The sequence below is a fragment of the Thermoanaerobacter sp. YS13 genome (genome assembly GCF_000806225.2).
GTDB classification, from domain to species: Bacteria; Bacillota; Thermoanaerobacteria; order Thermoanaerobacterales; family Thermoanaerobacteraceae; genus Thermoanaerobacter; species Thermoanaerobacter uzonensis.
The window spans coordinates 1042113-1054143 of the sequence record NZ_JOOI01000001.1; the positions used below are offsets into that span (position 1 = coordinate 1042113).

11 protein-coding genes, 1 pseudogene and 1 riboswitch are annotated in these 12031 nt (G+C 32.8%); of the genes and pseudogenes, 1 reads left to right on the forward strand and 11 read right to left on the reverse strand.

Features of this window, described 5'->3' with window-relative positions; all coding sequences use genetic code 11:
• Positions 1 to 36: 36 nt before the first annotated feature.
• Together mnmA and nifS are read right to left on the reverse strand one after the other, a co-directional pair.
• Positions 37 to 1167, reverse strand: coding sequence for a tRNA 2-thiouridine(34) synthase MnmA (mnmA, locus tag THYS13_RS05375; protein ID WP_201035656.1), 1131 nt, complete (start codon positions 1165 to 1167; stop codon positions 37 to 39).
• A complete protein-coding gene (gene nifS, locus THYS13_RS05380) occupies positions 1164 to 2318 on the reverse strand; it encodes a cysteine desulfurase NifS (protein ID WP_042833488.1) in 1155 nt (384 codons plus the stop codon). Before nifS ends, mnmA begins: the two co-directional genes overlap by 4 nt.
• A gap of 414 nt (positions 2319 to 2732) precedes the next feature.
• Between nifS and THYS13_RS13815 the strand changes: the two genes are divergently transcribed.
• On the forward strand, positions 2733 to 2885 hold the full coding sequence (locus tag THYS13_RS13815; protein ID WP_082990372.1) for a DUF1540 domain-containing protein: 153 nt from the start codon (positions 2733 to 2735) through the stop codon (positions 2883 to 2885).
• 62 nt (positions 2886 to 2947) lie between these two features.
• Here THYS13_RS13815 and copZ read toward each other — a convergent pair whose 3' ends face one another.
• From copZ to tsaA, 9 genes and pseudogenes are all read right to left on the reverse strand, one after another.
• Positions 2948 to 3172: a copper chaperone CopZ gene (copZ, locus tag THYS13_RS05385; RefSeq protein ID WP_042833489.1), complete on the reverse strand. Its 225-nt coding sequence runs from the start codon at positions 3170 to 3172 to the stop codon at positions 2948 to 2950.
• Between the two features lie 75 nt (positions 3173 to 3247).
• Complete coding sequence (locus tag THYS13_RS05390) at positions 3248 to 3883, reverse strand: DedA family protein (protein WP_042833490.1); 636 nt, start codon at positions 3881 to 3883, stop codon at positions 3248 to 3250.
• Between the two features lie 101 nt (positions 3884 to 3984).
• Positions 3985 to 4341 (reverse strand): DUF134 domain-containing protein, encoded by a 357-nt coding sequence (locus THYS13_RS05395; protein WP_003868064.1) that lies wholly within the window; start codon positions 4339 to 4341, stop codon positions 3985 to 3987.
• Positions 4342 to 4408: 67 nt separating this feature from the next.
• A complete protein-coding gene (locus THYS13_RS05400) occupies positions 4409 to 7213 on the reverse strand; it encodes a PAS domain S-box protein (protein WP_042833491.1) in 2805 nt (934 codons plus the stop codon).
• 119 nt (positions 7214 to 7332) lie between these two features.
• Positions 7333 to 8019: an anaerobic ribonucleoside-triphosphate reductase activating protein gene (locus tag THYS13_RS05405; protein ID WP_042833492.1), complete on the reverse strand. Its 687-nt coding sequence runs from the start codon at positions 8017 to 8019 to the stop codon at positions 7333 to 7335.
• Positions 8016 to 10094 carry a ribonucleoside triphosphate reductase gene (locus tag THYS13_RS05410; protein ID WP_042833493.1) on the reverse strand — a complete coding sequence of 693 codons (2079 nt, stop codon included), beginning with the start codon at positions 10092 to 10094 and terminating at the stop codon, positions 8016 to 8018. Before THYS13_RS05410 ends, THYS13_RS05405 begins: the two co-directional genes overlap by 4 nt.
• Positions 10095 to 10199: 105 nt before the next feature.
• Positions 10200 to 10419, reverse strand: a riboswitch (cobalamin riboswitch).
• 107 nt (positions 10420 to 10526) lie between these two features.
• Positions 10527 to 10994, reverse strand: a complete 468-nt coding sequence (locus THYS13_RS05415) for a Fur family transcriptional regulator (protein ID WP_042833494.1) — start codon at positions 10992 to 10994, stop codon at positions 10527 to 10529.
• A 113-nt stretch (positions 10995 to 11107) separates the two neighbouring features.
• Positions 11108 to 11491, reverse strand: a pseudogene (locus THYS13_RS05420) (DUF1847 domain-containing protein); the annotation flags it as partial.
• A 108-nt stretch (positions 11492 to 11599) separates the two neighbouring features.
• Positions 11600 to 12016 (reverse strand): tRNA (N6-threonylcarbamoyladenosine(37)-N6)-methyltransferase TrmO, encoded by a 417-nt coding sequence (gene tsaA, locus THYS13_RS05425; RefSeq protein WP_042833968.1) that lies wholly within the window; start codon positions 12014 to 12016, stop codon positions 11600 to 11602.
• Positions 12017 to 12031 lie beyond the last annotated feature (15 nt).

Here is a 12031-nt window from a genome sequence, read left to right on the forward strand (position 1 = left end):
AGGAAATTCTTCCAAATAAAAGGAGATTCCAAAATTTTATCTAACTTTTCTTTCTATTGTTCCCCCTCCTACAACAATATCTCCATCATAAAAAACTACTGACTGTCCTGGTGTAATAGCCCTTTGCTGATTGTCAAATTTTACAAAAACTTTACCGTCTTCAAGTGGTCGTATTACTGCATCCTGCTCTTTTGCAGTATACCGTATCTTTGCTTTTACTCTCATTTCTTTTTCAAGTTTGTCAATTGAAATAAAATTATTATTGTAAGAAATGAGTTCATCTCCATATACTTCGTCACCATATCCTAATACTACCACATTATTTTCTGCATCAATATCGACAACATAGAGGGGTTTGCCAACAGAAATTCCTAAATCTTTCCGTTGTCCTATTGTATAATGTATAATCCCTTTATGATAACCTAAAAATCTGCCTCGCGTATCGCGGAATTCTCCTGGTTTTATTTCTTCTTTGGCATTTTCCCTAATAAATTTTCCATAATCATTATCAGTTACAAAACAAATTTCTTGACTGTCTGGCTTTGATGCAACAGGAAGGCCTAAATTTTTAGCTAACTCTCTGACTTCATCTTTTTTATATTTACCCAGTGTAAACAAAATATGCTCAAGCTGAGTCTGCGTAAGATTATATAGGACATACGTCTGGTCTTTTGAAGTGTCTACAGACTTCTTTAATAAATACCTTCCTCTCTCTTCATCGTACTCACAAATCGCATAATGGCCTGTTGCTACGTAATATGCATCTATCATTAAAGCTCTTTTTAAAAGTTCTTCAAATTTTATATATTTATTGCAAGCAATACAGGGGTTGGGAGTCCTACCTTTTAAATATTCATCTACAAAATAATCTATTACTTTTTCTTTAAAAACATCTTTAAAATTCATTACATAATATTTAATGCCAATCTTATTCGCTACTCTTCTGGCGTCATTAACAGCACTTAATGAACAACAGCCACCTTCTACTCTTACTGCTTCCTCATCTTTATCCTGCCATATTTGCATCGTAACACCTACAACATCAAATCCCTGCTCTTTTAAAAGATACGCTGAAACAGAGCTATCAACACCTCCGCTCATTCCCACAACTACTCTGTTATTCTTTTTCATAAAAAAATTTTCTAACCTCCTTGTAGATTCTCTCATACAATCTGTGATATTGACCTTAATCTTTTAATAATTTGTGGAAGTACTTCTAAAACTTTATCTATATCTTCTTCTGTGTTATCTTTACCTATTGTAAGTCTTAACGACCCTCGAGCTAATTCGCGAGGAAGCCCAATTGCCAGAAGCACATGAGAGGGCTCCAATGAACCAGAAGTGCATGCTGAACCACTTGAAGCACATATTCCTGCCATATCTAAGTTTAAAATAAGAGATTCTCCATCTATAAATTCAAATGATACATTAACATTGCCTGGAAGCCTTTTTGTTGGATGCCCGTTTAACCTCGCATATGGTATTTTTTCTAATATTCCATTTATAAGTTTATTTCTTAAAAATGTAAGTTTATTTATATGAGAATCCAAATTTTTCGTGATAAGCTCTATCGCTTCCCCCAGTCCTACTATTCCTGCAACATTTTCTGTGCCCGCTCTTCTATTCCTTTCCTGTGTTCCACCTTGTATAAGCGAATGAATCTTTATACCCTTTTTTATATATAATGCTCCCACGCCTTTAGGTCCATATATTTTATGGGCAGATAGAGATAACAAATCTACATCTAATTTTTTTACATCTATCGGTACATTTCCAACTGCTTGCACAGCATCAGTATGAAAATATACATTTTTCTCATGAGCTATTTTGACAAGCTCCTCAATTGGCTCTATCGTACCTATCTCATTATTGGCAAACATTATAGAAACAAGGATTGTTTTATCTGTAATTGCCTTTTTTAAATCTTCAGGTTCTACAAGTCCATATTCGTCAACTGGAAGATATGTTACTTTGAATCCTTCTTTTTCAAGATATCGACAAGTATTAAGTACTGCATGATGTTCAATTTCCGTTGTAATAATGTGATTTCCCTTATCTTTTAACGCATAGGCCACACCTTTTAATGCCCAATTATCAGACTCAGACCCACCACTGGTAAAATATATTTCGTCTGCATCTGCCCCCAGAGCTTTTGCCGCTTTTTCCCTCGCTTCTTCAATAGCTTTTTTCGCTTCTTGACCATATGAATACGGAGAAGATGGATTACCAAAAACATCACTATAATATGGTAACATCGCCTCTAATACCCTTTTATCAACTGGTGTAGTCGCAGCATTGTCTAAATAAATTCTATCCACAAAAATCGCCTCTCTCTATTATTTTCTACTTCTTAGTATCTCTCTTACCTTTATAATTTCACCTATAATGTCAAGATTTTATGTGTCAGAAATAAATCCAGCTCCTATTCCTTGTACCTTAATTCCGAGTATTCCGATAAGAATTATAAATTTTCTCTTTTTAAGGTATCACAATCTTATCTCAATGTCAATAGGTGCATTTACGCATCCAAGTTGCTATTCCTTATCAAACTGAATGGGCGGTATCAAGCCGCCCAACATATCTTTTCCTTAGTCAGTTGCAAATTATTTAGAAAAGTTAACACCGATGTTTCACAAATTCCACAAAACATCCTCCTATTTTGTTTACAAAAAAGTATAATAAAATAATATATGCAAATACTATTTTTGATAATAAAAAGTGAGGTGTGTTACATGTCAGCAGAAAATGTAGTTAAATGTTCAGTAAATACTTGTAGTTACTGGAAAGATATGAAATGTCATGCTCCATCAATTGAAATAAATTCAAAAGTAATGTCTGCAAAAACTAGTGCAGAAACAGAATGCACAACATTTAGACCAAGATAACGCAAAAAAAGCATTGGTATTTCATTCAATGCTTTTCTTTCATTTAAATTTTTTAATAGGTATTACACTTCATATCCTATCTCAATAATTGCTTTTTTCATATCATCTACAGAAACTTTAGCAGGATCATATGTTACCGTAACATTACCTTTGTCAAGGTCAACAACAGCTTTCGATACCCCATTTAATTTCTTTAGTGCAGTTTCGACAGACATTTTGCAATGATTGCATGACATTCCTTTAACATTTATAACGATAGTCTCACCTTTAGTTCCAAACAGGCTCATAATCCATCTTCTCCTTTTATAAAATTTAAAATATATATATCGAAGCAACACACATTTTATCAAAAACTTCCTGCATCAGCGTTTTCTCCTTTTTAAAAAGCTTACAATTGCAGGTATTAACGATATGACAATTATCGCAATTGTCACCAATCCAAAATGGTCTCTCACTATTTGCAAATTCCCAAAATAGTACCCACCTAAGGTAAAAAGTAAAACCCACAGCGTTCCTCCTAATGCATTGTAAAACAAAAACTTAAAATACCTCATTTTCCCAATCCCTGCTACAAAGGGTACAAAAGTTCTAATAATTGGTATAAACCTTCCTATAACAATAGTAATAGAACCATACTTTTCATAAAAATTACGAGCTTCTATCAGATGCTCTTTTTTTATCCATTTTAAATTTTCTTTTTCATAAATCTTTTCTCCGACAAATTTCCCTATATGATAGTTTACCGTATCTCCCAATATGGCAGCAGATGCTAAAAGTATAATCACATAAAATACATTTAAACTGCCAATTGCCGCAAATGTCCCTGCAGCAAAAAGAAGAGAATCTCCAGGCAAAAAAGGCGTCACCACAAAGCCTGTCTCAAAGAAAATAATAAAAAACAAAATGCTGTAAGTCCATGTACCATAAGTTTGAATAACACTGCCTAAATACTTATCAAGATGCAATACAATATCAATGAAGTTTTTTATAAGGTCCATCTACTCCATCCTTTCATATATATAGTAATTCTAATTCACAGCATTAATTATACTATATATATGAAAGGTTTTGTAAAAATATGTGAAAATTTAATAGAATTTTAATCTTCTCCACCCCAGTGGCCATGCCTATGGCGCATACCTCTATGACCTCTTTGTTCTTCTTCATAAACTCTGTAATTTCCACCTTCCACTCTTATCGCTTTACCATTAACTAAAGCATCCGCTACTTTTTGTCTAGCTGAATTGATTATTCTAAAAAAGGTGGGTCTCGACACCTTCATCATATCAGCACATTCTTCTTGCTCTAAACCTTCCAAATCCTTAAGCCTTATAGCCTCTAATTCCTCTACTGTTAGTATAACTTCATCTAACATAGACATAGGCACACCTACTGGTTTAAAATGAGTTACATTTGGTTCACTCCTAACCCATCTGCATTTTGGAGGTCTTGGCATTTTATCACACCCTATTGTTTAATAAATGACGATTACTTTAATATTTTATACTTTTTGAAGAAAAATATCAATCCTTCATAAAAGCTAAAAACTTTTCAACAAGAATAGGGTCAAATTGTATCCCCGCCATCTTTTCAATCTCTTTTAGCGCTTGCTCTTTAGAAAGCCCCTTCCATTCTTCATCTATCATCTGCACGTAAGCATCTACTATAGCCAAAATTCTACATTCGTAAGGAATATCCTCGCCTTTTACAGCAAGTGGATAACCTTGTCCATTCCACCATTCATGATGCATTAAAATCATATCCGCAAGGTGAGCTAAATCAGGAGAAGACATGGCAATTCTATAGCCTATTTCACAATGTTTTTGAAATTCCAATTTTTCTTCTTCATTTAAGTTGTCCACCTTATCTAGTATTTTATCTGAAATTCCTATCATTCCAATATCATGAAACTCAGCCAGAAGCTCTAAATTTTTTATCCGCACTTGAGAAAGTTTTAAATATTCAGCAAAATTCACCAAAATTTCTTTGACTGCCTTCAGATGCTTTTGTAGTTTAGGCTGGCGTATTTCAAACATTTTTAAGATAGAATCTAATACTTCTCTATAACTGCTTCTTTTATGGAATAACTTTTCTCTATACATGTTATTATCTGCTTCTTTAAAAACTTCCTCAATTTTTTTAAAACTATTATTCTTCACTGCATAGCCTATTGACATACTTAAAGGTATGTTTTCTTTTTCAAAGGCAAATTTACTATTTTTAACCATTTTTCTTATTCTATCAACCGCTTTTTCTACAATCTCAATGCTAGCGTTAGGCAGTATTACAGCAAATTCATCTCCTCCTATTCGGGCAATAATGTCCTGTCCTCTAAAACATTTTCCTAGTACATCCGCCGCCGTTTTTAACAGCATGTCTCCTGCCTTATGCCCCATCGTATCATTGACAAGTTTTAGACCGTCTACATCGCATATTATGATTCCTGTGGGTATGACATTGTTTTTCTCTATAAATGTCATTTTCTCTTCAAAAAAGTTCCTGTTGTAAAGCCCCGTTAATATATCATGAGTGCCCAAGTGTTCAAGCCTATCTTGCGTTAACTTCCTTTCTGTTATATCTCTTATTATCATCATAATAAGCTTTTCATTTTCAAACTCAACACTTGCAACATTGGCCTCCACATAAAACTTGCTACCGTCTTTTCTCTTATGTTGTAAGTTCAGCAAAACACCACTTTCATCTCCCACATCTAACAATTGAGTCAACTCCTCTTTCTCACAATCACAAAGCTCAAAAATATCCATCTTTAAAAGTTCTTCCATTTCATAGCCATAAGCCTTTATTGCAGCTTTATTCACCTCTATAATCTTACCATCTTCATATTTTGCAAATAAAATTATGTCATTTATATCGTCAAAAAGAAGTTTATATCTTCTTAAAATTTGTTCAGCTTTTTTATTCTCTGTTATATCGTGAGAGATAAAAGATACACCAATGTATCTTCCTAATTCATCTTTTAAAGCTGAAATTGAAACCAACACATTTATGAGTTTCCCATCTTTTCTAACCCTTATTCCCTCATAACTTTTTACATCTTCTCCTTTTAACAATCTTTCTAAAATGTTTTTTATCTTTTTCCTTTCAAAGTCAGGAATCACCATATATATGCTCTTACCTATCATTTCCTCTGCCTTGTAGCCGTATATTTTTTCACATCCTTTATTCCATGTCTGAATAATTCCATTAAAGTCAAAAGTCCCAATACCTTCTTCTGAAGATTCTACAATAAATTCATACTGCTTTAATAATTTTTCATATTTCCTTTTGTCACTTATATCTCTAAAAACCATAACTGTACCAATAATATTACCTTGTGAATCTTTTATTGGAGAAGCAGAATCTGCAATTGATATAATCTCTCCATTTTTTGATATTAAAGCTGTATGATTTGCAAGACCTATAATATTACCAGTTTTTAAAACTTTTTCTATTGGAACTTCTGCCTTCTCTTTTGTATCTTCATTGATTATGTTAAAAACCTCATCAATTTTCTTACCTAATACTTCTTCTTCTTTATACCCCGTAAGCCTTTCTGCAGTAGAATTCATAAACTCTATATTGCCGTTTGCATCCGTAGCAATAACTCCGTCTCCAATGCTCCGCAATGTAATTTGAAGCCATTCTTTTTCTCTATTCAAAGATTCCTTAAGTTCTTCTTGCTTGTTAAAGATAATGGCTAACATACTGTTTGCAATTTCATAGAAATGCATTAGTAAAACAATCGCTAATGTAATTTTTAAGGAATACAAAAGGTCAAAATCAACTAAATAATTTATCAAATTAAAGTGTATTATAATGGGATAAGCACACTCACGAATACCCATTAAAACAAGTAATATTCCTATGATTAAACTAGAAATCACTTTTGAAACTTTGAAATTTTTAAATATCAATGTACCAGCAAATATACTTATAACTCCTAAAAAAACATACATTGGAATCACAGCTATATAATTACTGCTTCCTAAAATTTTATTTACTGAATACCACCCTAAACTTAATGAAATAATCCATAAACCCTTTTGCAAAAAATTTACTTCAAAAAAAGATTGAAAGCCATAAGTAAACAATATAGAACTTGTTACAAGCAAACCATATACTATCACCTGTGTCAAAAATGTATTAGGCAAAGCCCCATATTCTATTGCATATTCCATAGCGTATCTTATTAAATCAAGCCCCCATGCACTTCCCCAAAATAAAATATATTTTTCTTTTTCTGCATTATGTACTATTAAATAAAATACACCTAATATCAGTAAAATTAATATTTGGTAATTTAGAGAAAAATGTATATTATTAAACATCTTATTTCCTCTCTCCCTAGAAAAACAAATGTTTCTAAATACATTATAAATCCATTTTCAATTTATGTCTATCAGCAAATTTCAGTTTTACGAAAATAAAAAAGAGAGAGGCACCTCTCTCATATTCTTATTAATATTTCGCCAAAATTTCCATTCAGTTTTTCTTTTATTTTTTTTAAAAAGTTAATATCACATTCTTGAATTCCACTTTTCTCCTTATCTAATACTCCCTCATCATACTTGTACATTTGTAAAACATACCTTTTCGCAGGAGAAATCCAATCAGCTAAAGCCTTAAAATCTTCTAAAGTAAGTAGTTTGTCATTTACAGTAGTTCTAAATTCGTAATCTACATTAGAATTTTTAACTATCTCTACACTTTTTTTAACATTATCTATATCCTTTTTGTTTTTTAAAAATATGCCATATTTTTCTATTGGCGCCTTTATATCCATAGCTATATAATCGAGCAATCTTCCATCTAATAAATTTTCTAACACTTGTGGCCTTGATCCATTAGTGTCAAGCTTAACCTCAAAATTTAAGTCCTTTATATTTTTTATAAAATCTTTTAATCCTTTCCAAAGAGTAGGTTCTCCGCCTGTAATACACACTCCTTCTATCAAATTTGCTCTCTTTTTAAGGTAGTCAAAAAACTCCTTTTCACTCCGTATACCTTCCCTTATTTGAATTAAATAAGAGTTATGGCAGTAAGGACACTTAAAATTGCAGCCACTTACGAAAACAGTGGCTGCAATTTTCCCTGGGAAATCAGCAAAAGAAACAGGCATAAAATCGTACATCATACAACAAATTCCTTTCTGTCCTTAAACTCTTTTTTCTTTCCTTCATTCCAATTCTTTACTGGCCTATAATATCCAACTACGCGGCTGTAAACCTCACATTCTTTCCCACAGTAAGGACATTCAAAATGTTCCCCAGAAATATACCCATGGTCTTCACAGATTGAAAAAGTTGGAGTTATAGTGTAATAAGGAATTCTATAATTATAAGCTATTTTTTTGACTAGAGCTTTGCAGGTAGTAACATCATTTATACTCTCTCCAATAAATCCGTGAAATACTGTACCTCCTGTGTATTTTGTTTGTAACTCTTCTTGTAAGTCTAAAGCAGTAAATATATCTTCCGTAAAGTCTACAGGAAGCTGTGTTGAATTTGTATAGTAAGGCACATCGCTACCTGCAGTTATTATATCGGGGAATAATTCTTTATCTTTTTTAGCCAATCTATAGGAAGCTCCTTCTGCAGGGGAGGCTTCTAAATTGTACATGAAATTAGATTCTAATTGATATTGTTCTAATTTATGCCTCATAAAATCTAATACTTCAAGTGCAAATTTCCTTCCCTCTTCACTGGCTATGCTTATTCCCATGAAATTTAATAGTGCTTCATTCATTCCAATGAGTCCTATCGTGTTAAAATGGTTTTGCCAGTAAAATCCAAATCTCTTTTTTATATCTCTTAAGTAAAATTTTGAATAAGGATACAATCCCATTTCAGTCATCTTCTCTAAAATTTCTCTTTTTATTTCAAGGCTTGTTTTTGCAATATCCATAAGTCTTTCTAACCTTTGGAAAAACTCTTCTTTTGATTTAGATAAATATCCAATTCTTGGCATATTTATTGTTACAACTCCTATTGAACCTGTAAGAGGATTTGCTCCAAAAAGCCCTCCTCCACGCTTTCTTAATTCTCTGTTATCCAACCTCAACCGACAGCACATCGACCTCACATCATTGGGATCTAAATCACTATTTACAAAATTACTAAAATAGGGTAAACCATACTTCGCAGTCATTTCCATTATTTTATTTATGACAGGACTATTCCAGTCAAAATTTTTAGTTATATTATAAGTAGGTATTGGAAAAGTAAATATCCTACCACTGGCATCTCCTTCCATCATAACTTCTGCAAATGCTATATTTAACATGTCCATTTCTTTTTGAAATTCTTTATATGTTTTATCCATCAATTGACCACCAATTATAACAGGTTCATCTGCCATAATCTCTGGTACCACAAGATCCATAGTTATGTTTGTAAAAGGAGTTTGAAATCCTACTCTAGTTGGAACATTTATGTTAAATATAAACTCCTGTAAAGCCTGTTTGACCTCTTTGTAAGAAAGATTATCGTAATATATAAAAGGTGCCAAATAGGTATCAAAATTAGAAAAAGCTTGTGCACCGGCTGCTTCCCCTTGAAGTGTATAAAAAAAATTGACAATCTGTCCAAGAGCAGACCTAAAGTGCTTTGGAGGTTTGCTTTGAACTTTCCCCTCTACCCCTGTAAAACCAGAAAGCAGTAAATCTCTTAAATCCCATCCACAGCAATACACAGATAAAAGGCCTAAGTCATGAATGTGCAAATCTCCATTTACATGGGCATCTCTAACTTCTGGAGGATATATTTTGTTTAACCAGTAATGAGCTGTTATCGTACTAGAGATATGATTATTTAAACCTTGAAGTGAATAACTCATATTGCTATTTTCATTTACTCTCCAATCTTGTTTCCCTATGTATTCATCTACCATTTTTTCAATATCCATAAACATTTTTTTAAATTCTCTTATCTCTTGATGCTGTTTTCTGTACAAAATATAGGCCTTTGACGCTTTAGCATAACCATGCTTTATTAAGTATTGCTCTACAATATCTTGAATCTGCTCTATACTGGCTATTCCTTCTAAATTATTTTCTACGTACTCTGTCACTTCATCTGCTATTTCAAGGGCATCTTTGTATTCCCCTTCTTCCACTGCCTTAAAAGCTTTGTATATAGCATTTGCAATCTTTATCTTATCAAACTCAACTTCCCTTCCATCTCTTTTTATAACCTTCATAGCAATTTTCATGATTTTAAACCTCCATTCTTTTGTAAAAATAATTAACCCCCTTAACTTCTACGTCAAGTTAAGAGGTGTGCAAAAGTACCTCACCTCCTCTATCGACCGTAGAGCAAGTGTAATACAAATACAGGCAGGTCTCCTGACTTAGGTTCATCACTCTTTACGCCTTCCCACCTTTCAAACATCGGGGACGGTTCCTTTTGTTTGAACAGACAGTGGCATATTGTAAAGAGCTCACCATCACAGTGGCGGGACCGTGCAGGATTCTCACCTGCTTCCCTTTTAACCCAATTTCCCTTTGAAATTGGGCACCTGTATCTGTGTATATTCTATTTTGCACAAAATCTAGTATATTATTTATTAATACCCTCAATATATAGTATACCACTGCTTTCTTGCATTGTCAATATAAAAAATAAAATAGGCAATTATTTTTGCCTATTTTAAATCATTTTTTATAGTCCTTTTACAATTACTGCATATTCCATAAAAATTCAATTCTCCATAATACACATCAAAGCCATATTTTTTATCTATCATTTTTATATACTTTACCAAATCTGGGCTGTAATATTCGTCTATACTACCACAATATTTGCAAATTAAATGACCGTGAATCTTTTTTTTATTAAACATTTTAAGTTCATAGTATTTTTTGTTTTCTATTATATTTTCTGATAATATTCCCTTGCCTACAAAAATTCTTAAATTCCTATAAAGAGTTGCTACACCATAATGGGACCATTCTTTCCTAACTTCCTCAAGGAGTGTATCAAAATCAAAATGAATATTAGGGCTCTTCAAAAATACCTCTATCAAAATTTGGCGTTTCTCCGTTATCTTTAAGCCACTTGCTTTCAATGTTTTTATTATTAATGACATCAAATCGTTTTTGTTTTTATCCATCATAGACCACCATATTTTTAACATATGTTCAATTTAAATATACACCTTTTATTGACATATGTCAATAAAAAAAGAGGCTTCATACAAAAAGCCTAATGCCTCTTTCCACTAAATTACACATTAACAGCTTCTAATCCTTTTACAGGACAATGAGCGTATTTTCTGTCCTTTGCCACCAGTGTTGTAACTAGTCCTTTAGAATATTTATTAAAAAGTATATCATGGCCTACGCAAAGACCTATTACTACATTAAGTTCTGTGTTTTCTTGGTTCATTATCTCTGCCTGTGTTATAGGATTGCAAGTAGCAACAAACCCCTCTTTATCTTTTTGAATGTCTATATCTTCTATATCAATAGAACCGACTTTACAACAAACAGGAACAATTTTTAAATCATACTGTTCTAATAATTTTACAAATTGTTTCGCCTCTTTACTCATAGAATAACAAAATGCAACGCCAATATTTTTAAATCCCATCTGCTTAATAAACTGTAAAGGGGGTTATTCTTCAAAGCAATCTATACAGACCTTTTTCCCCTCCTTAAATCTTATCTCATTCTCCGTAGCGTATTGCCACATATTTTAACTGTATTGAAGGGTATATTACAATGTATCCTCTGGACCTTTTATGCTGTCAATTTCATAAACATAAGGCTTTATATCCAGTATAGGACTTCCATCTAAGGCATCCACACCTTTCACATAAAGTTTATTTCTTTCAATTTTTACAATGTCAGCCACACAAAAAGCTATAGGGTTTGGCCTTGAAGGGGAACGAGTGGCAAATACTCCTTTTACCTCCGGCCCCCATGGAGTGACAGTTTTTATGACATCTCTTTTCCCTAAATGGCACCAGTAAAGAACTATTATGTGCTTTTTACTCTCTATATCATGAAGCCCGTCTTGAAACTCAGGGTATATTTCCAACACTGCTTCCTTATCGCTCACCCTCCCTTGATGAGGCGCTTCCCCTCTCTTTTTATAAGGACTGTGTATCACACCTATAGATATCAATTCCACGGCAATTACCCCTTC

Bases quoted from the DNA above. Each gene is read 5' to 3' on its own strand.
- mnmA (WP_201035656.1), bottom strand. From the start codon at position 1,167: ATGAGAGAATCTACAAGGAGGTTAGAAAATTTTTTTATGAAAAAGAAT.
- THYS13_RS13815 (WP_082990372.1), top strand. From the start codon at position 2,733: ATGTCAGCAGAAAATGTAGTTAAATGTTCAGTAAATACTTGTAGTTAC.
- copZ (WP_042833489.1), bottom strand. From the start codon at position 3,172: ATGAGCCTGTTTGGAACTAAAGGTGAGACTATCGTTATAAATGTTAAA.
- THYS13_RS05390 (WP_042833490.1), bottom strand. From the start codon at position 3,883: ATGGACCTTATAAAAAACTTCATTGATATTGTATTGCATCTTGATAAG.
- THYS13_RS05395 (WP_003868064.1), bottom strand. From the start codon at position 4,341: ATGCCAAGACCTCCAAAATGCAGATGGGTTAGGAGTGAACCAAATGTA.
- THYS13_RS05400 (WP_042833491.1), bottom strand. From the start codon at position 7,213: ATGTTTAATAATATACATTTTTCTCTAAATTACCAAATATTAATTTTA.
- THYS13_RS05405 (WP_042833492.1), bottom strand. From the start codon at position 8,019: ATGATGTACGATTTTATGCCTGTTTCTTTTGCTGATTTCCCAGGGAAA.
- THYS13_RS05410 (WP_042833493.1), bottom strand. From the start codon at position 10,094: ATGAAAATTGCTATGAAGGTTATAAAAAGAGATGGAAGGGAAGTTGAG.
- THYS13_RS05415 (WP_042833494.1), bottom strand. From the start codon at position 10,994: ATGGATAAAAACAAAAACGATTTGATGTCATTAATAATAAAAACATTG.